We start from the raw sequence: 20,024 nt of genomic DNA on the forward strand, positions 1-20,024 counted from the left end.
GACGCCTGTCCGGCGCGTGACCGCCATCAGTTGTGCGCGTGCAGCGCTTCGTTCAGGGTGACCGCGACACCGGTGCGCGGGCGCGCCTCGAGCGCGCCGGTCACGCTGTTGCGCCAGAACTGCAGCCCGGACACGCCGGACAGCTCGCCGCCCTTGACGACCCGGCCGTCGTCGAGCGTGAGCTTCGACCCGGCGGTGACGTACGTGCCCGCCTCGACGACGCAGTCGTCGCCGAGCGAGATGCCGATCCCGGCGTTGGCGCCGATGAGGCAGCGATCGCCGATGACGATGCGCTCCTTGCCGCCGCCGGACAGCGTCCCCATGATCGACGCCCCGCCGCCGACGTCGGAGCCGTCGCCGACGACGACGCCCGCGGAGATCCGTCCCTCGACCATGGACGTGCCCAGCGTGCCGGCGTTGTAGTTGCAGAACCCCTCGTGCATGACGGTCGTGCCGGGGGCGAGGTGCGCGCCGAGGCGGACGCGGTCGGCGTCGGCGATCCGGACGCCGGTGGGCACGACGTAGTCGGTCATGCGGGGGAACTTGTCGACGCCGAAGACGTGGATCGGACCCTTGCGGCGCAGCGCCACGCGGGTGCGCTCGAAGTCCTCGACGGCGCACGGGCCCAGCGACGTCCACACCACGTTGGCCAGCAGGCCGAACACGCCGTCGAGGTTGACGTCGTTCGGGCGCACGAGCCGGTGCGAGAGCAGGTGCAGCCGCAGGTAGACGTCGACGGCGTCGACCGGCGCCTCGTCGAGGTCGATCGCGCACACCGCGACGTCCAGGCGCACGTTGCGGTCGGCGGCCGACTCCTGCGAGCCGGTCAGCGACGCCAGCTCGTGGGGTGCGGCGGCCGTCGCCGGCTGCTCGCCCAGCTGCGGTTCGGGGAACCAGCAGTCGAGCACGCGGCCGGCGTTGCCGCCGGACACCTCGCTGGTGGTCAGGCCGTAACCCCATGCTCGACGTTCGCTCACGCGGGCCACCCTAACGAGGGCGGCTGTGCGTCCGCCGTCGCCCGGGGGTGCGTCGGGTCACGCCACGCCCCGCGGTGCCGGTCGTCGCGCGTAACGTCCGCGGACGTGCTCGATCTCGCAAGCGATGCAGCCAGGCTGACCGCGGCCCTCGTCGACGTCGAATCGGTGTCCGGTGACGAGGCGCGCCTCGCCGACCTCGTCGAGGCCGCGCTGCGCCGGTACCCGCAGTTGGCGGTCGAGCGCGACGGCGACGCCGTCCTCGCCCGGACGGCACTGGCGCGGGACCGCCGCGTGGTGCTCGCCGGGCACCTCGACACCGTCCCGGTCGCGGGCAACCTGCCCTCGCGCCGCGACGGCGACACGCTGTGGGGGTGCGGCACGAGCGACATGAAGTCCGGCGTCGCGGTCATGCTGCGCGTCGCCCATCTCGTCGGCAGCGGTGCGCTCGATCCGGGCGTCGACCTCACCTGGGTCTGTTACGAGTGCGAGGAGATCGAGGCGGCACGCAACGGCTTGGGGCGGCTCGCCCGCACCCGCCCCGCCGAGCTCGCCGGCGACCTCGCGATCCTGCTCGAGCCGACCGGCGCGGTGGTCGAGGGCGGCTGCCAGGGCACGCTGCGCGTGGTGGTGCGGCTCGCCGGCATTCGCGCGCACAGCGCCCGGTCGTGGCTGGGGCAGAACGCGATCCACGCCGCCGCACCCGTCCTCGCGCGGCTCGCGTCCTACGACGCCCGCACCGTCGACGTGGACGGCCTGACCTACCGCGAGGGCCTCAACGCGGTCGGCATCTCCGGTGGGGTGGCGGGCAACGTCGTCCCCGACGAGTGCGCGGTGACGGTGAACTACCGCTTCGCCCCCGATCGGTCCGAGGCCGACGCGCTCGCGCACGTCCGCGACGTCTTCGCCGGCTTCGACGTCGAGCTGACCGACAGCGCACCCGCCGCCCGGCCGGGGCTCGACACGCCGATCGCCGGCGAGTTCGTCGCCGCCGTCGGCGGTGCGCCGAGGGCCAAGCTCGGCTGGACCGACGTGGCCCGCTTCGGTGGCCTCGGCGTCCCCGCGCTGAACTTCGGTCCCGGTGACCCCAACCTCGCCCACAAGGCCGACGAGCACGTCTCGGTCGATGCGGTCCTCGCCGCGGAGGAGTCGCTGGTCCGGTTCCTGTCCGCCTGATCCTCGCCTTCCTCGGCGAGTTGGTCGCATTCCGGCGCGGATCTGCCACCAACTCGCCGAGGAAGGCGACAGCGGCGGGCGATACGGTCCCCCCATGACCGACGGACGCAAGCAGCACCAGCGCGGGCCGGTGATCCTGCGGCGGGCCCAGATCGGCGCGGGCACCACCGACCAGCGCCTGCTGGACTCCCGGGGCTCCGCGGACTTCATCCACACCGACCCGTGGCGGGTGCTGCGGATCCAGAGCGAGTTCGTCGAGGGCTTCGGCCTGCTCGCCGAGCTGGGCGCGGCGGTGTCGGTCTTCGGGTCGGCCCGCACCGCCGTCGACCACCCCGAGTACGCGACGACGCGCCGCCTCGGCGAGGCGCTCGTGCGGGCCGGCTTCGCCGTCATCACCGGCGGCGGCCCGGGCACGATGGAGGCCGCGAACCGCGGCGCGTCCGAGGCCGGTGGCGTGTCGGTGGGGCTCGGGATCGAGCTGCCGTTCGAGCAGAGCCTCAACGAGTGGGTCGACGTCGGCATCAACTTCCGCTACTTCTTCGCCCGCAAGACCATGTTCGTCAAGTACGCGCAGGCGTTCGTGATCATGCCCGGGGGGTTCGGCACGCTCGACGAGATGTTCGAGGCGCTGACGCTGGTGCAGACGCAGAAGGTCACCCGCTTCCCGGTCGTGCTCTTCGGCACCGCCTACTGGCAGGGGCTCTTCGACTGGCTGCGCGGCACCGTCCAGCCGGCGGGCAAGATCAACGCCGCCGACCTGGACCTGCTGCACCTGACCGACGACGTCGACGACGCGGTCGCCCACATCGTCGCGGCCGAGCAGGCCCGCTCGGAGCAGACCCGCGCCGAGGTCGCCGTCGCCACCGACACCGTCCGCCGCAACGACGGCCAGTGAGCGCGGGGATGCGGATCTGCGTCTACTGCGCGTCGTCGGAGACGATCGACCCCTCCTTCCGCGCGCTCGCGAGCGAGGTGGGAACCCGCCTCGCAGCGGCCGGCCACGCGCTCGTCTCCGGCGGCGGCCGGGTCGGCATGATGGGCGACGTCGCGCGCGCCGCGCGAGCCGGCGGCGCGCACACCACCGGCGTGATCCCCGCGCACCTCGTCGACCTCGAGGTCGCCGACACCGAGGCCGACGAGCTGGTCGTGGTCGACACCATGCGCGAGCGCAAGCGCGTGATGGACGAGTCGAGCGATGCGTTCCTCGCCCTGCCCGGCGGCCTCGGCACGTTCGAGGAGCTGTTCGAGGTGTGGACGTCGCGCTCGCTGGACATGCACCGCAAGCCGGTCGTCGTGCTCGATCCGGACGGCTTCTTCGACCCGCTGTGGGCCTATCTCGACGGCCTGCGCGTCCAGGGGTTCGTCCGCCAGGCAGGGCTGGACGCGGTCCGTCGGACGACGACCGTCGAGGATGCCCTGGCCGCGCTCAGCCCGTGACGCCGCCCCGTGGCAGGCCGGTCCCGTGCAGCTGGAAGTCCAGCAGCCGGTCGTTCTCGTAGGCCACCCGCCGTGCCGTGCCGTCGAGCTCGCGGAACAGCTGCTTGAGGACGCGCAGGCCGGCGGGGTCCCGCGCCGCCAGCTGGTCGGCGAGCTCCAGCGCGACGCGTTCGGCGTCGGCGGCCGGCACGGCGCGCTGCAGCAGGCCGAGCCGCTCCGCCTCCTCGACGCCGACCGTGCGGCCGGTGAGGACGAGGTCCTTGGCGCGGGCAAGCCCCACCAGCGGGACGAGGCGGGCCGGGCCCACCGGCACCCCGTGCCGGGCGCCGGCCCACGCGAGCGCGAGGTTGTCGCCACCCACCCGCAGGTCGGCGGCGGCGACGATCTCGGCGCCCGCCCCGACGCAGTTGCCGACCGCCACCGCGATCATCGGCACCGGCATCGCGTCGAGGGCGGTGTAGAGCCGGGTGAAGGCCGCCATGCGCGCGACACCGCCGTCGTGGTCGAGCTGTTCCCCGACATCGGCGCCGGCGCAGAACGCGGTGGGCGACGTCGTGGACAGCACGAGGACGCGGGCCGTCTCGTCGACGGCCACCTCGTCCAGCGCGTCGACGAGCGCGGCGAGCGTCGTCGAGTCGAGCGCGTTGCGCTTCTCGGGCCGGTCGAGACGAAGGACGTGGACGCCGTGGTCGAGCCGGTCGTGGTGCACGGCGTCGATTGTGGAGCCATCTGCTCGATCCGCGAGCATGTCGCTCCACGATCGAGGCACAATCCACACGTGACGACCACGATGAGCGACGAGCGACGCCGCGAGTTCCTGTCGGCGGGCACCCGCACCGCGATCCTGTCGACCGTCCGCAAGGACGGCACACCGCACGCCGCCCCGATCTGGTTCGTCCTCGACGGCGACGTCGTCGTCTTCACGACGGGGGAGGACACCGTGAAGGGCCGCAACCTGCGCCGCACGGGGGTCGCGACCGTGACCGTGGACGAGGCCGCCCCGCCGTTCTCGTTCGTCACCCTGACCGGCGACGTCGAGATCGTCGACGACCCCGACGCCCTGCTCCAGTGGGCCACCCGGCTCGGCGGGCGGTACATGGGGGAGGCGGCGGCCGAGCAGTTCGGCCGTCGCAACGCCGTCCCGGGCGAGCTGCTGGTCCGGCTCACCCCGCGCCGGGTCACCGCCCAGGACGCCGTCGCCGACTGACCGGGGGCGTGTCGCCGCCGCGTGGCACCATCGTCGGGTGCTGCAACTGCTGCTCTACGGGCTGCTGGCGGTCGTGCTCGCCGTCGTGCTCTTCCTGATCGCGTCGCGGGTGCTGCCCGCCGGCGAGCAGATCGCACCGCCACTGCGCGACGAGCCGCCGTGGGAGCTGCCCGCCGAACGCCTGCTGGGTGCCGAGGACATCGACGGCATCCGGCTGCCGGTCGCGATGCGCGGCTACCGCTTCGCCGAGACCGACATCCTGCTCGACCGCCTCGCCGGCGAGCTCCGCGCGCGCGACCAGGAGATCGCGCGACTGCGCGGTTACCCGACCGGCGTCGGGGCGCCGCCCGCCCCGCCGATCCCGTCGGGGCCGGCCGACGGTTTCGACGCGGTCGCGCCCGAGCCCCCGCAGCCGCCGCCGCCCGACGACGCCGAGCGGCCGGTCGAGGACACGCCCGGGCCCGACGTCCGTCCGGAACCCGAGACCCGTCCGGAGCCCGACGCACCCGACGACCATGCCCGCTACCGCCCCTGAGCGGCCGCGCTGCGCCTGGGCGACGTCCGCACCCGACTACGTGGCCTACCACGACGACGAGTGGGGCACCGTCCTGCACGGCGAGACCGAGCTGTTCGAGCGGATGACGCTCGAGGCGTTCCAGTCGGGGCTCTCGTGGCTGGTGATCCTGCGCAAACGGCCGGCGTTCCGCCGGGCGTTCGCCGGGTTCGACGTGGACACGGTCGCCGGCTTCGGCGAGGCGGACGTCGCGCGCCTGCTCGCCGACGCGGGCATCGTGCGCAACCGGGCCAAGATCGAGGCGGCGATCGCCAACGCCCGCGCGGTGCGCGCGGCGGTGCCCGAGGGGCTCGACGAGCTGCTGTGGTCGTTCGCGCCGAGCGGCCCACGCACCCGGCCGGCGACCCTCGCCGACGTGCCGGCGACGTCCGCGGAGTCCACGGCCCTCGCGAAGGAGCTCAAGCGGCGCGGCTTGCGCTTCGTCGGCCCCACCACCGCCTACGCGCTCATGCAGGCGACGGGCATGGTCGACGACCACGTCGCGAGCTGCTGGCGCGCGACCGGCTGATCCACCACCGCACCGACGCCGTTCACGTGTCGGTCGCCGTCCGTTCCGGGCGGCTTGTGAGGCTTCGGGCATGTCCGAACTCGACCGCCGCCGCTTCCTGCAGCTCGCCGGGGGTGGCCTCGCGGCGTCCGCGCTGGCCCAGACCTTCGGCGAGAGCATCGCCCGTGCCGCCGCGATCCCCGCGTCCCGTCGCCACGGCTCGTTGCGCGACGTGGAGCACATCGTCGTGCTGATGCAGGAGAACCGTTCCTTCGACCACTACCTCGGGACGATGCGGGGCGTCCGCGGCTTCGGCGACCCGCACCCGGCGGTGCTGCCGAGCGGCCGGTCGGTGTGGCACCAGTCCGACGGCACGCGCGAGGTCCTGCCCTACCGGCCCGACCACGACGACCTCGGCATGGCGTTCCTCGAGGGCACGCCGCACGGCTGGCCCGACACGCACGAGGCCTTCCACGACGGTCACTACGACCGGTTCGTGCCGGCGAAGACGCAGACGACGATGACCCACCTGCGCCGCGGCGACATGCCCTTCCAGTTCGCGCTCGGCGACGCGTTCACCGTCTGCGACGGCTACCACTGCTCGACGATGACCTCGACCGACCCCAACCGCTACTACATGTGGACGGGGTGGGTGGGCAACGACGGTGCGGGCAAGGGACCGGTCGTCACCAACGCCGAGGCCGGCTACGCGTGGACGACCTACCCCGAGCGGCTCGAGCGCGCGGGCGTCTCGTGGAAGATCTACCAGGACGTCGGCACCGGGCTCGACGCCGCCGGCTCCTGGGGCTGGACCGACGACGCCTACATCGGCAACTACGGCGACAACTCGCTGCTGTACTTCGACAACTACCGCAACGCCCGCCCCGGTGACGCGCTCTACGAGAAGGCGCGGCGGGGAACGAACGCGGCGGCGGGCGACGGGTACTTCGACATCCTGCGGGCGGACGTCGCGGCCGGCCGGCTGCCGCAGATCTCGTGGATCGCCGCGCCCGAGGCGTTCTGCGAGCATCCGAACTGGCCGGTGAACTACGGCGCCTGGTACGTCTCGCAGGTCCTGGACGCGCTGACGAGCGATCCGGACGTGTGGTCCAAGACCGTCCTGCTCGTCACCTACGACGAGAACGACGGCTACTTCGACCACGTCGTCCCGCCGTACCCGAACACCGACCAGCTGGCGGGGGCGTCGACCGTCCCCACCGTGGACGAGGTCTACCGCGGCACCGAGTTCGCGCCGGCCCCCTACGGCCTCGGTCAGCGCGTCCCCATGTTCGTCGTGTCGCCGTGGAGCACCGGCGGCTGGGTGTGCTCGGAGACCTTCGACCACACCTCGATCATCCGGCTGATGGAGGCGCGCTTCGGCGTGCGCGAACCCAACATCACGCCGTGGCGCCGCGCGGTCTGCGGCGACCTGACGTCGGCATTCGACTTCTCCCGGCACCGCGCCGCCGCGCCCGACCTGCCGAGCACGGCCGGTTACCGGCCGCCGGACCGCGCGCGCCACGACAGCTTCGTGCCGGTCCCGCCCGAGCCGGGGCGGCTGCCGAGCCAGGAGGCCGGGGTGCGGCCGTCACGGCCGCTGGGCTACCGCCTGGACGTGTCGGCGACCGTGCGCGACGACGGTCTCGCGCTCGCGATGCGCAACGCCGGCCGTCTCGGCGTGCACCTGCAGGCCCGCTCGCAGACCGGCGCGGCGCCGGTGTCGTTCACCGTGGGGGCGAAGGACTCGCTGACCGCGTCGCTGCCGGTCAGCGGCCGGTACGACATCGCCCTGCACGGGCCGCACGGCTTCTTCCGGCGGTTCGCCGGGGACGCCGCGGACGTCGACACCGAGGCCTGGGTCACGACGCACGGCGACCGCATCGAGCTCGTGCTGGTCAACCGGGGTCGGGCGGCGGTGACGTTCCGGGTCGCCGACGCCTACGGCCGCGCGCGCACCGTTCGCGTGCGCGGTCGCGACCGGGTCGGTGTCCGCGTGTCCACCGAGCGGCAGCACGGCTGGTACGACCTCACGGTCACCCATCCGGGTACTGACGGCTTCCGCCGCGCGATGGCGGGCCGGGTCGAGACGGGCCGGCCGAGCGTGAGCGACCCCCAGCTCAGCGGCCGGTGAACGTCGGCCGCTGCTTGCCGACGAAGGCCGTCGTGGCGTTGCGGTGGTCCTCGGTGGCGCCCATCCGTGCCTGCAGGTGGTCCTCCATCGCGAGGGACGCCTCCAGGTCGTGGTCGGCGCCGTAGGCGATGGACTGCTTGATTGCGGCGTAGGCGGCGGTCGGGCCGGCGGCGAGCCGGGCGGCGAGCTCGTGTGCGGCGTCGCCGACACGCTCGTCGTCGACGACGGCGTTCACCAGGCCCATCGCGAGGGCGGCCTCGGCGGTGATGGGCTCGGCGAGCAGCGCGAGCGCGGTGGCGCGGGCGGAGCCGATCAGCCGGGGCAGCGTCCACGAGACGCCGCTGTCGAGGGAGAGCCCCACGTTGGCGAACGCCAGCAGGAAGCCGGCGCCCTGCGCGGCGATGCGGAAATCGGCGGCAAAGGCGAGGCCGGCACCGGCGCCGGCGGCCATGCCGTTGACCGCGGCCACGACCGGCTTCGGCATCCGCGCGAGCGCCAGGATCAGCGGGTTGTAGTGCTCGGCGACCGTGTTCAACGGTGCCGGGTCCCCGCTCTCGAGCAGCGCGACGTGCTCGCGGAGGTCCTGCCCCACGCAGAAGCCGCGGCCGTTGCCGGCGAGCACCACCGCGCGCACCGCGGGATCGGCCGAGGCCTCGCGGACCGCGGCCAGCAGCGCCTCCTTGAGGGCGACGGAGAGCGAGTTCATGGACTCGGGACGGTTGAGGGTGAGCGTGGCGACGCCCTCCGAGCGATGGACGAGCAGGACGTCGGACGTCGCGTCGGTCATGGCAGCACCTCGTGGTCACAGGATCGGGCCGGGGCACGTCCCGGTGGCCGGCCGGACGGTCGGCCGGGCGGGAACACCGCGACGCTACCGCTCCGCGTCACCGGCCCGTCGACCCCGGACTTGGGGAACCGACCGGGGATACGGGAGAATGGACGGCGTTGGCTGGCGTCGCACCTGTTCCGCGCGCCGGACGGAACGTGTCTGGATCGTGAGCGTTGCGGCTCACCTTGAGGAGGTTGGCATGGCGGCCATGAAGCCGCGGACGGGCGACGGCCCGCTCGAAGTCACCAAGGAAGGCCGCGGCATCGTGATGCGCGTGCCGCTGGAGGGCGGGGGGCGTCTCGTCGTCGAGATGACACCCGCAGAGGCCGACGCCCTCGGCGACGCCCTCAAGGCGGTCGGCACCTGAGCCAGGCCCGCTGACCCGCCGACGATCCTCGTGTACCCGGCCCCGACCGCGCCCCGCGCGGCCGGGGCCGAGTGCCGTCCGTGGAAGCCGTCGGGCAGGATCGGGGGATGCTCGACGTGCGCGCCGCCGCCCGTGACGACGTCCGCGCGGCCGCCGCGCCGGAGCCCGTCACCGATCTGCCCGACGATCCGACGGCGGTCCGCGCCGCGGCCGGCGTGCGGGCCCGGTCCCTCCCCGCCGGGACGAGCGCGCTGACCGTGAACGGGCTCGCCGGCTCGCGGCTGACGGCGTTCGTCGAGGGATTGGTGCTCGGCGGCTATCGCTTCGGCTACGCCACCGATCCGGCCCCCGCCCCGACGCGGGTCGACCTGCACGGCGTGGACGGCACCGCGGGATCCGCCGACGTCGCCGCGATCGAGCGGGGGCTCGCGAGCGCGGCCGCGACGAGCTGGGCCCGCGACCTCGCCAACACCCCGGCCGGGACGAAGACGCCGGACTGGCTGGCCCGGCAGGCCGCGGCCGAGCTCGAGCCGCGCGGCGTCACCGTCGACGTCCACGACGAGCACTGGCTCGCCGAGCAGGGCTTCGGCGGGGTGCTCGCCGTCGGCGCCGGGTCGGCGTCGCCGCCGCGGCTGATCGAGGCGTCCTGGCGCCCTCGTGGCGCCGCGGCCGCCACCCACCTCGTCCTCGTGGGCAAGGGCATCACGTTCGACACCGGCGGCGTCAACCGCAAGCTCGGCGACGGCATGCGCACCATGCACACCGACATGTCCGGCGGAGCCGCCGTCCTCGCCGCGTTGCGCACGATCGCCGAACGCCGGCTGCCGGTGCGCGTCACCGCCCTCGTCCCCGCGGCCGAGAACGCGCTCTCCGGCTCGTCCTACCGACCGGGCGACGTCGTACGGCACTACGGCGGGCGCACCAGCGAGATCCGCAACACCGACGCCGAGGGACGCATCGTGCTCGGGGACGCGCTCGCCTACGCCGTGGCGCGGCTGCGGCCCACCGCGATCGTCGACGTCGCGACGCTCACCGGCGCGATGAAGATCGCGCTCGGGTTGCGCACCGGCGGGCTGTTCGCGACCTCCGATGCGCTCGCCGACGAGCTGCTGGCCGCCGGCACCGGCAGCGGCGAACCGCTGTGGCGGTTGCCGATGCCGGTCGAGTACGCGTCGTCGCTGCGCTCGGACGTCGCCGACGCCAACAACGCGCCCGGCAACCCCGGCGCGATCACCGCCGCGCTGTTCCTCGAGCCGTTCGTGCGCGGCGTGCCGTGGGCCCATCTGGACATCGCCGGCCCCGCCCGCGCGCCGCGCGACGACGGCATGTTCGGCAAGGGGGGCACGGGCTTCGGGGCCCGTCTGCTCAGCACCTGGGTGGAAGCGCGGGCGTGACCGCCCCGGCCGGCGAGCTCGTCCTGCCCTTCGTCGTGCGCCTCGAGCGCGACGAACCGCCGACGCGGACCGACGCGCTCGAGGCCGCCGCGGTCGCCGCGCTCGCCATGCTGACCGCCGAACGGCCGGAGTGGCAGCAGGCCGTCCGGGCCTGGGACGGCCAGCGCATCCGCAAGGTCGTGCGCCGGGCCCGCGGCGCCGACTGGCGCCGGGCGCTCACCGTCGACGGACTGGACGTCGTGCACGGCTCGGCGGAGCTGCGCGTCTACCCGCCCGTGCCGATCGACGGGTGGCCGCCCGCGCTGGCCCGGCTGCAGGTCGGCGGCACGACCCTGACCGATCCGGAGCCGCCGCCGGCGCCGACCGCCGGGCGGCCGGTGGTCCTGCTCTCGCCGCACGCCACGATGACGACGGGCAAGGCGATGGCCCAGGCCGCCCACGCCGCACAGCTCGGGTGGCGTGCCCTCGACGCGGCCGAGCGCGAACGCTGGCGCGCGGACGGGTTCGCGCTCGCCGTGCGGGACGCGACGCCACGGCAGTGGCAGGCGGCGATCGACGCCGGCGCCCCGGTGGTGCACGACGGCGGCTTCACCGAGGTCGAGCCGGGCACCGCCACTGCCCTCGTGGTGCTGCCCCAGCCGTTTCGACCCGACGAGGTCACCGGGTGGCGTCGAGAATGAAGTGGCGGTCGAGCCCGAGCAGCACCCGGTCGGACGTGAGCAGTGTCAGGCCTTGTGCATGCGCCTGCGCCACCAGCATCCGGTCGAACGGGTCGTGACCGACGAGCTCGGGGAAGTCGCGGATCGCGGCGGCGTCGTCGAAGCCGAGCGGTAGCTCGACGACGGACTGGGCGCGGATGGCATCGGGGAGGTCGGGTGGGAGCTCGATGCGGCCGAGCATGCCCTTGACGACGAGCTCGACCACCGAGACCGCCGAGGCGTGGACGCGCGACGCCGCGGCGATGCGTGCCCGGCTCGCCCGGCCGAGTCGCGGTGAGTCGACGAGAACCCAGAGCAGGGCCGAGGTGTCAAGCAGGAGCATCGCGTTCGCCGGCGACGTCGAACATGCGTCGGATCTCGGAGTCGGCCGCGTCGAACTCGTCCTGGTCGAAGTGGATCTGATTCTTGAGCCCGCCCAGCACGATCGGGCTGCCCGTGTGCGCGACGAGGTCCACCACCGGCCGGCCCGCCCGGGCGATGACGACCTGCTCGCCGGCCAGGACCCGGTCGATCAGCTTGGACAGGTTGGTCTTCGCGTCGTAGATGTTGACCTGGGTGGGCACCGACCCAGCGTATTGACCAGGCCTGGTCAGGTCAACGGGGTTCGGCGTCCCGGACGACGCCTCGGCCGATGATCAGCTGCTGGATCTGACTGGTGCCCTCGTAGATCCGGAAGAGCCGCGCGTCGCGGTAGAGACGCTCCACCGCCACGCCGCGCATGTAGCCCATCCCGCCGTGGATCTGCACCGCGCGGTCGGCCACCCGGCCGACCGCTTCGGAGGCGAAGTACTTCACCATCGACGGCTCGGTGCGCCCGATCGTCCCCGCGTCGAACGCGGCGGCGGCGCGGGTCAGCATGGCCTCGGCGGCGTAGAGCTCGGTCGCCGACTCGGCGAGCAGCGCCTGGATCAACTGGTGGTCGGCGATGCGCGCCCCGCCCTGCTCGCGTCCCGCGGCGAACGAGACCGACTCGTCGAGCAGCCGGCGCATCATGCCGACGCAGATCGAGGCGACCGACAGCCGGCCGCGCGCGACCGAGCGCATCGCGATGCGGTACCCCTCGTCACCGCCGATGCGGGCGTCGGCGGGCACCCGCGCCCCGTCGTAGTGGACCTCGGCGGTGAGGCTGCCGGCCTGGCCCATCTTGTGGTCCTTGGGGCCGACGGTCACGCCGGCGACGTCGGTCGGGACGGCGAAGACGGAGATGCCCTGTTCGGTGTCGCCGTCGAGCACCCGCGCGAAGGTCATCACCACGTGCGCGGCCGGCGCGTTGGTGATCCAGCGCTTCGTGCCGTCGAGCACGTACTCCTCGCCCTCGCGACGCGCGGTCGTGCGCAGCGAGGACGGGTCGGAGCCGGCCTCGGGCTCGGTGAGGCCGAAGGACGCGATGATCTCGCCGGCCGCGATGCCGGGCAGCCAGCGCTCCTGCTGCGCCGCCGTGCCGGCCATGACCAGGATCTGGCCGGCGAGGCCGTTGTTGGTGCCGAGCATCGAGCGGAACGCGGGTGCGGCGTAGGAGAGCTCGCCGACGAGCTCGGCCTCCTGCGCCATCGTCAGGCCGAGACCGCCGTACTCGACGGGCAGGGCGAACCCGAACAGCCCCATGTCGGCGGCCTGCCGGCGCAGCGTGGCCGGGATCTCGTCGCGCTCGTCGATCTCGGTCTCGCGCGGCAGCACCTCGGTGCGCACGAAACGGCGCACCTCGGCGAGCGCCGTCCGGAAGTCCGCGTCGTCCATCGGTACCTCAGCCCAGCGACTCGTACAGCTCGACGGTGCGGTGGGCGATGGCGTCCCAGCCGAACTCGCGGACCGCCCGGTCGCGGCCGGCCAGGCCCATCGCGGCCGACCGCGCGACGTCGCCGCACAGCTCGTTGACCGCGTGCGCGAGACCGTCCTCGAACTCCTCGACCGTCACCGCGTGGTAGGGGACGAGCACGCCGGTCACGCCGTCGGCGACGACCTCCGGGATGCCGCCGACGGCGCTCGCCACCACCGCTGTCTCGCACGCCATCGCCTCGAGATTGACGATGCCCAGCGGCTCGTACACCGACGGGCAGACGAAGACGGTCGCGTGGGTCAGCAGCTGGGAGAGCTGGTCGCGCGGGAGCATGTCGCGGATCCAGACGACGCCGGTCCGGGTCGCGGCGAGCTGGGCGACGGCCGCCTCGGTCTCGGCCGCGATCTCCGCGGTGTCGGGGGCGCCGGCGCAGAGCACGAGCTGGATCTTGGGGTCGAACGCCGCCGCGGCCCGCAGCAGGTGGGCGAGCCCCTTCTGGCGGGTGATGCGGCCGACGAAGATCGCGTAGGGGCGGTCGCGGTCGATGCCGTGCCGGTCGAGGGCGTCGTCGGTGGTGGCCGGCGCGTAGAGGGTCGTGTCGATGCCGTTGTGGATCACGTGGACCTTCGCCGGGTCGACGAACGGGTAGGCGTCGAGGACGTCGGCGCGCATGCCGTAGGAGACCGCGACGACGGCGTCGGCCGTCTCGTAGGCCTGTCGTTCGGCCCACGACGAGACCCGGTAGCCACCGCCGAGCTGCTCGGCCTTCCACGGCCGCTGCGGTTCCAGCGAGTGCGCGCTCAGCACGTGCGGGACGCCGTGCAGCTGGGCGGCGAGCACCCCGGCGAGGTTCGCGTACCAGGTATGCGAGTGGACGACGTCCACGCCGCCCACCGCGTTCGCGATCTCGAGGTCGACGCCGAGCGTGCGCAGCGCCGGGTTCGCGTCGGCGAGGCCGGGCGGCGTGGCGTAGGCGACCGTGCCCGCCTCGTCGCGTGGCGCGCCGAAGCAGTGCACGTCGACGTCGACGAGGCGGCGCAGCTCGCGCACCAGGAACTCGACGTGGACGCCCGCGCCGCCGTAGACCTCGGGCGGGTACTCCCGCGACAACACCGCGACGCGCATGGCTGCACTGTAGGGCCGCGGCGTGAGGCCGACGTGGGGTGGGGCGGTCGGAGTTCACCCCTCGTGGGCGGGGCGCACTAGGGTGGGGGCATGGCGCGGGAGCCGCGGGTACTGGGGATCGTCCTGGCGGGCGGCGAGGGCAAGCGGCTGTGGCCGCTCACGGCCGATCGCGCCAAGCCGGCGGTGCCGTTCGGGGGCAACTACCGCCTCGTCGACTTCGTGCTGTCCAACCTCGTCAACGCGGGCTACCTGCGGCTGTGCGTGCTCACGCAGTACAAGTCCCACTCGCTCGATCGGCACGTCACGCAGACGTGGCGGCTGTCGAACATGCTCGGCAACTACGTGACGACCGTGCCGGCCCAGCAGCGGCTCGGCCCGCGCTGGTACACCGGCAGCGCCGACGCGATCCTGCAGTCGGCCAACCTGATCTACGACGACAAGCCCGAGTACATCATCGTCTTCGGCGCCGACCACGTGTACCGCATGGACCCGCGGCAGATGGTCGACCAGCACATCCGCACCGGCGCGGGCGCGACGGTCGCGGGCATCCGCGTGCCGCGCGGCGAGGCCAGCGCGTTCGGCGTCATCGACGCCGACCCCGACCACCGCATCGTCGACTTCCTGGAGAAGCCGGCCGACCCGCCGGGGCTGCCCGACAACCCGGACCAGACGTTCGCGTCGATGGGCAACTACGTCTTCACCACCGACGCCCTGCTCGAGGCGCTGAAGGAGGACGCCGACGACCAGGAGTCCGTGCACGACATGGGCACGAACATCATGCCGCTGATGGTGAAGAAGGGGTCGGCCTACGTCTACGACTTCGCCGACAACGACGTGCCCGGCGCCACCGAGCGCGACCACGGCTACTGGCGCGACGTCGGGACGATCGACGCGTACTACGACGCCCACATGGACCTCGTCGCCGTCCACCCGATCTTCAACCTCTACAACCTGCAGTGGCCGCTGTTCACGCACCACCCGCAGCTCGCGCCGGCCAAGTTCGTCGAGGGTGGCATCGCGCAGGAGTCCATCATCGGCGCGGGCGCGATCGTCGCCGGCGCGACGGTGCGTCACAGCGTGGTCGCGAAGAACGTCCGGCTCGCGGCCGGCGCCTACGTCGAGGGCTCGGTGCTGATGGACGGCGTGCAGATCGGCCGCGGTGCCGTGGTGCGCAAGGCGATCCTGGACAAGGACGTCGTCGTGCCCGAGGGCGCGCACATCGGCCTCGAGCCGGAGCTGGACCGGCAGCGGTACCACGTCTCCGAGGGCGGCGTCGTCGTCCTGGGCAAGAACCAGCACGCCCAGCCCTGATTGCGGGCCAGGCGTGCTGGCCTCGAGCGAGCCGTCAACAGTCTCGCGGACGGTCGGCTCCGGCGTCGTCGGCGCCGATCAACAGGAGTGCTTGGCCGTGAAGTAATCGCCGGCCTTCACGCTCTTGGTGATACCGGTCTTGGACGACAGCTGTACCCAGAACTGATTGCCGTTGACGTGCAGGCACACCGGGCCCCCGGCTGCCGAACCGGAGCCGAAGTACTTGATGCCCGTGGTCGATCCCGAGGCGCCCTGCCATACGGAGACGTTCACACCCGAGCTGCTGTTCCAGTAGAAACCGATGACATCGTCACCGGCCGGGTTGCACGTCTTGGAACTCCAGCTGCGCGTGTCGCTGCCCACGGTCTGGTTGCAGAAAGACGGCGACGGATCCATCGGTCTCGGTGTCGCTTCGGCCACCGAACTGCCAAGCAGACAGAGCGCGGCGGCGCCCGCCGCCGCGGCGGCCGTGTTCAGACGGTTCATGATTCCTCCCAGAAGTTGGACGCGGCTTCGCCGCACCTGGGCGATTGCATACTCTTCGTCCCCCGGAGAGTGCAAGATCGTGCTCGCGGGCCGGCACCGATGGTCCGGTCGTGACACCTCGACGTCACGGTTTTGTTTCCACCCCGCACGGCAGGATCGCTCGCAGCTAGGGTTTGCGTCACTGTCGATCGATCTCGTTCGAGGAGCGCCCGTGCCAACCCGCACCCGCACGCTGTCAACCCTGCTCGGCCTCGCCGCCGCCTCCGCCGTGGCGCTCACTGGATGCGCCAGCAACAGCGAGGGCGGCGGGCCGACCGGCAGCGTCACCGGCACCGTCTCGAAGGACGACACCGCCGCGAAGAACGTCCCGGCCAAGATCAAGAGCCGCGGGACGCTCATCGCCGCGATCAACGCGCCCTACGCCCCCAACGAGTTCGTGCAGAACGGCAAAGTCGTCGGCTTCGACATCGACCTCATGACCGCGATCTCCAAGTCGCTCGGCCTCAAGGTGCAGTTCCGGCAGTCGGCCTTCGAGCAGATCATCCCCAGGGTGCAGGGCGGCACCTATGACGCCGGCACCTCGTCGTTCACCGACACCGTGGAGCGGCAGAAGTCGGTCGACTTCGTCGACTACTACAACGCCGGCGTGCTGTGGGCCTCGCCGAAGGGCAAGAAGGTCGACCCGCTCAACGCCTGCGGGCTACGGGTGTCGGTGCAGTCGACCACGTACGAGCAGACCGACGAGCTCCCCGCGCTGAGCAAGAAGTGCAAGTCCGCCGGCAAGAAGCCCATCACGGTCGTGCCTTACGACGACCAGGACGAGGCCACCAACGCCGTCGTCCTCGGCAAGGTCGACGCGATGTCGGCCGATTCGCCGATCACGCTCTACGCGATCAAGCAGTCCGGCGGCAAGCTGCAGCAGGCCGGCGCCTTGCGCGAGGCGGCGCCCTACGGCTGGGCGGTGAAGAAGGGCTCGACGCTCGGGCAGGCCTTCAAGGGCGCGCTCGAGTCGCTGATCAAGGACGGCACCTACCTGCAGATCTGCACCAAGTGGGGCGTGCAAGCCGGAGCGATCAAGACCGTCAAGATCAACGGAGGCACGATCTGACCACCACACCGCCGACGCGTACCGACGAGCCGGTCCGCGACGACGCCGACATCGACGCGGTCCCGCTCCGGCGGCCGGGCCGCTGGATCGCCGCGGTCGTGGTGCTCGCGCTCGTGGCCCTCTTCGTCTACGGGGTGGCGACGAACGACCGGTTCCGCTGGGACATCTACAGCAAGTACGTCGTTGACCAGCGGCTGTCCAGCGGTGCATGGGTGACGCTCCAGGTGACGTTCTGGGCCATGGTCATCGGCATCGGCCTCGGCTCCCTGCTCGCGGTGATGCGGCTGACCGACAACCCGGTGCTGAAGTCGGTGTCGTGGACCTATGTGTGGATCTTTCGCGGGACCCCGGTCTACGTACAACTCGTCTTCTGGGGCCTGTTCGGGACGCTGTTCCCCAACCTGCGCTTCGGCGTGCCGTTCGGGCCAACCCTGCTCCACCTCGACATTCAGAACCTCGAGGCCGCGTTCTTCTTCGCCTGCGTCGGGCTGGGACTCAACGAGGCCGGTTACATGGCGGAGATCGTGCGCGCCGGCATCACGTCGGTCGGTGAGGGACAGTCGGAGGCCGCGACCGCGCTGGGCATGTCGTGGTCGTTGACCATGCGTCGTGTCGTGCTGCCACAGGCCATGCGGGTGATCATCCCGCCCACCGGCAACGAGGTGATCAGCATGCTCAAGACCGCGTCGCTCGTCGTCGCGATCCCGCTGACCAGCGAGCTGTACTACCAGTCGCGACAGATCTCGGCGGCGATCTTCCAGCCCGTGCCGCTGCTGCTCGCGGCCGCCACCTGGTATCTCGCCATCACCAGCGTCTTCATGGTCGGTCAGTACTTCCTCGAGAAGCGTTTCTCGCGCGGTGCATCGCGAACGATGACGGATCGACAGCTGCGGGCGATGACGGTCGGCCCTCGGGACGAGACGCCGTGACTGATCTGTCCAAGCGTCCGACGTCTTCGGTGGGTCCGTCGTCCGGCGAACCCATGGTGCGCGCCGTCAACATCCACAAGCGCTTCGGTGACGTACGGGTGCTGCGCGGCATCGACCTCGAGATTCCGCGGGGCAGCGTCACCTGTCTCATCGGGCCGTCGGGCTCGGGCAAGACGACGATGCTGCGCTGCATCAACCACCTCGAGAAGATCAACAGTGGACGCCTGCACGTCGACGGCTCGCTCATCGGCTACCGCGAGCACAACGGCAAGCTGCACGAGCTGCACCCGCGCGAAGCCGCCAAGCAGCGGCGCGACATCGGCATGGTGTTCCAACATTTCAACCTCTTCCCGCACATGACCGTTTTGCAGAACGTCGTCGAGGCCCCCACCCGCGTGAAGTCGGTCCGCCGCAAGGACGCCGAGCAGCGCGCCCACGAGCTGCTTGATCGTGTCGGGCTGGCCGATAAGGCGCGCATGTATCCGTTGCAGCTCTCGGGCGGCCAGCAGCAGCGCGTGGCCATCGCGCGGGCGCTGGCGATGCAGCCCAAGCTCATGCTCTTCGACGAGCCGACGTCGGCGCTCGACCCCGAGCTCGTGGGCGAGGTGCTCGAGGTGATGAAGCAGCTGGCGCGCGACGGCATGACGATGGCCGTGGTCACGCACGAGATGGGTTTCGCCCGCGAGGTCGGCGATCAACTGATCTTCATGGACGGCGGGGTGGTCGTTGAGCGGGGCGATCCGCGCGACGTGATCGGCAATCCGCAGCACGAGCGGACGAGGTCGTTCCTGTCCAAGGTGCTGTGAGCCGCGGTGTCGTGACCGCCGCCGCCTGGGACGACGCCGAGCCGGTGGCCCGCTGGCGAGGACTGCCGCCGCTGCCGGGTGACCGCACCGCCGACGTGTGCGTGGTCGGGCTCGGCGCCTCGGGGTTGGCCGCCGTCGAGGCGGCGCTCGCCCAGGGCTTGTCGGTGGTCGGCCTCGATGCCGGTCGCGTCGCGGGCGGGGCGGCCGGGCGCAACGGCGGCTTCCTGCTCGGCGGGGCCGCGCCCTTCCTGCACGACGCGATCGCGCGGTGGGGCGACGTCGCGGTGACGCTGTACCGCGAGACGCTGGCCGAGCTGGACCGGCTGACCGCCGCGCTGCCCGCCGGCACGGTGCGGCGGATCGGCTCGATCCGGCTCGCCGGGTGGCCGGGTGCGCCCGACGAGCGCGAGGTCGACGACTGCCGTGCCCACGCCGCCGCGCTGCGCGAGCACGGCATCGCGGTCGAGGACTACGACGGGCCGCTCGGCACCGGCATCGTGCTGCCCGACGACGCGGCGGTGAACCCGGCCGTCCGCGCCCTCGCGACCGCGCAGCGGCTCGTGCCCGCGGCGGCGCTGCACGAGCACACCGCCGTCACCGCGGTCGGTCCGGGCGCCGTCCGCACCACGCGCGGGACGGTGCACGCCGGCGCGGTCGTCGTCGCCGTCGACGGCCGGTTGCCGGCGCTGCTGCCCGAGCTGGGCGAGCGGGTCCGCACGGTCCGGCTGCAGATGCTCGCGACCGCCGCGGCCCCGCCCGGCGCGGTGCCGTGCCCCGTGTACGGGCGCTGGGGGTACGACTACGCGCAGCAGGACGCGGCGGGGCGGGTGCTGATCGGTGGCGGTCGCGACCGGTTCGTCGACGAGGAGTGGACGGACTCGGTGGCGGTCACCGACGGCGTGCAGGCGCACCTCGAGACGGCGGCCGCGCGCCTCCTCGGGGCGCCGCCGGCCGTCACGCACCGGTGGGCGGCGTCGGTCGGCTACACCGGCGACGGCCGGCCGCTGTGCGTCCGGGTGGCCGACGGTCCCGGCGGTGCCGTCGTCGCGGTCGGCGGCTACAGCGGCACCGGCAACCTGGTCGGGCCCGTCGCGGCGCGCGCCGCGCTCGCGTACGCGCTGTCGGGGACGGCGCCGCCGGCCTACCTCGCGAGCTGAGCCGGTGGGCACGGCCGGTGCGGCGGTGCG

The 20,024-nt window shown here is 72.7% G+C and carries 23 protein-coding genes; 15 read left to right on the forward strand and 8 right to left on the reverse strand.

Annotated elements, in window-relative coordinates:
* Positions 1-26 precede the first annotated feature (26 nt).
* Entirely contained in the window at positions 27-977 is a 951-nt protein-coding gene (gene dapD, locus BUE29_RS19585; protein WP_073392210.1) for a 2,3,4,5-tetrahydropyridine-2,6-dicarboxylate N-succinyltransferase, read from the reverse strand.
* Between the two features lie 105 nt (positions 978-1,082).
* On the opposite strand from dapD, the gene dapE reads away from it, so the two are divergent.
* From dapE to BUE29_RS19600, 3 genes are all read left to right on the forward strand, one after another.
* Positions 1,083-2,150 carry a succinyl-diaminopimelate desuccinylase gene (gene dapE / locus BUE29_RS19590; protein ID WP_073392139.1) on the forward strand — a complete coding sequence of 356 codons (1,068 nt, stop codon included), beginning with the start codon at positions 1,083-1,085 and terminating at the stop codon, positions 2,148-2,150.
* Positions 2,151-2,244: 94 nt separating this feature from the next.
* Entirely contained in the window at positions 2,245-3,045 is an 801-nt protein-coding gene (locus BUE29_RS19595; protein ID WP_073392140.1) for an LOG family protein, read from the forward strand.
* Positions 3,042-3,587, forward strand: a complete 546-nt coding sequence (locus BUE29_RS19600; RefSeq protein WP_234971530.1) for an LOG family protein — start codon at positions 3,042-3,044, stop codon at positions 3,585-3,587. The genes BUE29_RS19595 and BUE29_RS19600 overlap by 4 nt, the downstream gene beginning before the upstream one ends.
* Here the strand turns inward: BUE29_RS19600 and BUE29_RS19605 are convergent.
* Positions 3,577-4,296: an enoyl-CoA hydratase/isomerase family protein gene (locus tag BUE29_RS19605; RefSeq protein ID WP_073392142.1), complete on the reverse strand. Its 720-nt coding sequence runs from the start codon at positions 4,294-4,296 to the stop codon at positions 3,577-3,579. The two genes, BUE29_RS19600 and BUE29_RS19605, sit on opposite strands and share 11 nt — an antisense overlap.
* Before the next feature lie 69 nt (positions 4,297-4,365).
* Between BUE29_RS19605 and BUE29_RS19610 the strand changes: the two genes are divergently transcribed.
* The 4 genes from BUE29_RS19610 to BUE29_RS19625 all read left to right on the forward strand — a co-directional run bounded on the left by BUE29_RS19610 (position 4,366) and on the right by BUE29_RS19625 (position 7,986).
* Complete coding sequence (locus BUE29_RS19610) at positions 4,366-4,794, forward strand: PPOX class F420-dependent oxidoreductase (RefSeq protein WP_234971531.1); 429 nt, start codon at positions 4,366-4,368, stop codon at positions 4,792-4,794.
* Positions 4,795-4,831: 37 nt separating this feature from the next.
* Positions 4,832-5,329: a hypothetical protein gene (locus tag BUE29_RS19615; protein WP_073392143.1), complete on the forward strand. Its 498-nt coding sequence runs from the start codon at positions 4,832-4,834 to the stop codon at positions 5,327-5,329.
* Positions 5,310-5,876: a DNA-3-methyladenine glycosylase I gene (locus tag BUE29_RS19620; RefSeq protein ID WP_073392144.1), complete on the forward strand. Its 567-nt coding sequence runs from the start codon at positions 5,310-5,312 to the stop codon at positions 5,874-5,876. The genes BUE29_RS19615 and BUE29_RS19620 overlap by 20 nt, the downstream gene beginning before the upstream one ends.
* A gap of 70 nt (positions 5,877-5,946) precedes the next feature.
* Positions 5,947-7,986 (forward strand): phosphocholine-specific phospholipase C, encoded by a 2,040-nt coding sequence (locus BUE29_RS19625; protein WP_073392145.1) that lies wholly within the window; start codon positions 5,947-5,949, stop codon positions 7,984-7,986.
* Here BUE29_RS19625 and BUE29_RS19630 read toward each other — a convergent pair.
* A complete protein-coding gene (locus BUE29_RS19630; RefSeq protein WP_073392146.1) occupies positions 7,973-8,773 on the reverse strand; it encodes an enoyl-CoA hydratase-related protein in 801 nt (266 codons plus the stop codon). The two genes, BUE29_RS19625 and BUE29_RS19630, sit on opposite strands and share 14 nt — an antisense overlap.
* Positions 8,774-9,014: 241 nt before the next feature.
* Between BUE29_RS19630 and BUE29_RS19635 the strand changes: the two genes are divergently transcribed.
* The 3 genes from BUE29_RS19635 (at position 9,015) to BUE29_RS19645 (ending at position 11,256) form a co-directional block, all read left to right on the forward strand.
* On the forward strand, positions 9,015-9,182 hold the full coding sequence (locus BUE29_RS19635) for a DUF3117 domain-containing protein (RefSeq protein ID WP_073392147.1): 168 nt from the start codon (positions 9,015-9,017) through the stop codon (positions 9,180-9,182).
* 107 nt (positions 9,183-9,289) lie between these two features.
* Positions 9,290-10,576 carry a leucyl aminopeptidase family protein gene (locus BUE29_RS19640; protein WP_073392148.1) on the forward strand — a complete coding sequence of 429 codons (1,287 nt, stop codon included), beginning with the start codon at positions 9,290-9,292 and terminating at the stop codon, positions 10,574-10,576.
* Complete coding sequence (locus BUE29_RS19645; RefSeq protein ID WP_084181489.1) at positions 10,573-11,256, forward strand: peptidyl-tRNA hydrolase; 684 nt, start codon at positions 10,573-10,575, stop codon at positions 11,254-11,256. The genes BUE29_RS19640 and BUE29_RS19645 overlap by 4 nt, the downstream gene beginning before the upstream one ends.
* Here BUE29_RS19645 and BUE29_RS19650 read toward each other — a convergent pair.
* The 4 genes from BUE29_RS19650 to glgA are packed head-to-tail and all read right to left on the reverse strand — an operon-like array spanning position 11,234 to position 14,197.
* A complete protein-coding gene (locus BUE29_RS19650; RefSeq protein WP_073392149.1) occupies positions 11,234-11,617 on the reverse strand; it encodes a type II toxin-antitoxin system VapC family toxin in 384 nt (127 codons plus the stop codon). The two genes, BUE29_RS19645 and BUE29_RS19650, sit on opposite strands and share 23 nt — an antisense overlap.
* Entirely contained in the window at positions 11,604-11,858 is a 255-nt protein-coding gene (locus tag BUE29_RS19655; RefSeq protein ID WP_073392150.1) for a type II toxin-antitoxin system Phd/YefM family antitoxin, read from the reverse strand. The genes BUE29_RS19650 and BUE29_RS19655 overlap by 14 nt, the downstream gene beginning before the upstream one ends.
* Before the next feature lie 31 nt (positions 11,859-11,889).
* Positions 11,890-13,032, reverse strand: a complete 1,143-nt coding sequence (locus BUE29_RS19660; RefSeq protein ID WP_073392151.1) for an acyl-CoA dehydrogenase family protein — start codon at positions 13,030-13,032, stop codon at positions 11,890-11,892.
* A 7-nt stretch (positions 13,033-13,039) separates the two neighbouring features.
* Positions 13,040-14,197: a glycogen synthase gene (glgA, locus tag BUE29_RS19665; RefSeq protein WP_073392152.1), complete on the reverse strand. Its 1,158-nt coding sequence runs from the start codon at positions 14,195-14,197 to the stop codon at positions 13,040-13,042.
* Between the two features lie 90 nt (positions 14,198-14,287).
* On the opposite strand from glgA, the gene glgC reads away from it, so the two are divergent.
* Positions 14,288-15,508: a glucose-1-phosphate adenylyltransferase gene (glgC, locus tag BUE29_RS19670; protein WP_073392153.1), complete on the forward strand. Its 1,221-nt coding sequence runs from the start codon at positions 14,288-14,290 to the stop codon at positions 15,506-15,508.
* A gap of 78 nt (positions 15,509-15,586) precedes the next feature.
* Here the strand turns inward: glgC and BUE29_RS22920 are convergent, their stop codons facing one another.
* The gene (locus tag BUE29_RS22920; protein WP_200800327.1) at positions 15,587-15,994 is read right to left on the reverse strand and encodes a hypothetical protein; all 408 of its coding nucleotides are present in this window, start codon (positions 15,992-15,994) and stop codon (positions 15,587-15,589) included.
* Positions 15,995-16,205: 211 nt separating this feature from the next.
* Here BUE29_RS22920 and BUE29_RS19680 point away from each other — a divergent pair, with 211 nt between their 5' ends.
* From BUE29_RS19680 to BUE29_RS19695, 4 genes are read left to right on the forward strand one after another with little or no spacing between them, the layout of a single operon-like run.
* Positions 16,206-17,102 carry an ABC transporter substrate-binding protein gene (locus BUE29_RS19680; RefSeq protein ID WP_073392155.1) on the forward strand — a complete coding sequence of 299 codons (897 nt, stop codon included), beginning with the start codon at positions 16,206-16,208 and terminating at the stop codon, positions 17,100-17,102.
* Positions 17,099-18,031, forward strand: a complete 933-nt coding sequence (locus tag BUE29_RS19685) for an amino acid ABC transporter permease (protein ID WP_073392213.1) — start codon at positions 17,099-17,101, stop codon at positions 18,029-18,031. The genes BUE29_RS19680 and BUE29_RS19685 overlap by 4 nt, the downstream gene beginning before the upstream one ends.
* Positions 18,032-18,084: 53 nt before the next feature.
* Positions 18,085-18,837, forward strand: a complete 753-nt coding sequence (locus BUE29_RS19690) for an amino acid ABC transporter ATP-binding protein (protein ID WP_073392156.1) — start codon at positions 18,085-18,087, stop codon at positions 18,835-18,837.
* An 11-nt stretch (positions 18,838-18,848) separates the two neighbouring features.
* The gene (locus BUE29_RS19695; RefSeq protein WP_200800328.1) at positions 18,849-19,994 is read left to right on the forward strand and encodes an NAD(P)/FAD-dependent oxidoreductase; all 1,146 of its coding nucleotides are present in this window, start codon (positions 18,849-18,851) and stop codon (positions 19,992-19,994) included.
* Positions 19,995-20,024: the final 30 nt, after the last annotated feature.

Origin of the sequence: Jatrophihabitans endophyticus (genome assembly GCF_900129455.1) — a bacterium.
In the GTDB taxonomy this organism is placed as follows: Bacteria; Actinomycetota; Actinomycetes; order Mycobacteriales; family Jatrophihabitantaceae; genus Jatrophihabitans; species Jatrophihabitans endophyticus.